Genomic DNA, 320 nt, shown 5'->3' with positions numbered 1-320 from the left:
GTCACCGCCCACCTCGACCGCGGCTACGACAGCAACCGCACCCGCGAGCTACTCGACGAGATCGGCTTCGACGCGCAGATCGCCCGCAAGGGCATACCCGCCCCGATCCAAGTCGGCAAACGGTAGGTAGTCGAGCGCACGAACTCGTGGATGAACGACTTCGGCAAGATCCGCCGCTACACCGACCGCAACGCCAAAATCATCGACTTCTACCTCTACCTGGCCGCCGCGATCGTCACGATCCGTCGTAGCTGTTCAGCGTGAGTAGATGGGCGGCCGAATCGGTCTGACCTGTGGTTATGCGCTCATACGGTGGGTCG

1 pseudogene is annotated in these 320 nt (G+C 62.5%); it reads left to right on the top strand.

Going from position 1 to position 320, the window contains the following annotated elements:
• A pseudogene (locus ACLQ24_RS30505) lies at nucleotides 1-249 on the top strand (IS5/IS1182 family transposase); the annotation flags it as partial.
• Nucleotides 250-320 lie beyond the last annotated feature (71 nt).

The organism is Micromonospora sp. DT4, assembly GCF_049841675.1.
In the GTDB taxonomy this organism is placed as follows: Bacteria; Actinomycetota; Actinomycetes; order Mycobacteriales; family Micromonosporaceae; genus Micromonospora.
The sequence above is the reverse complement of the archived record's forward strand: the minus strand, read 5'-3'. Positions and strand labels throughout refer to the sequence as shown.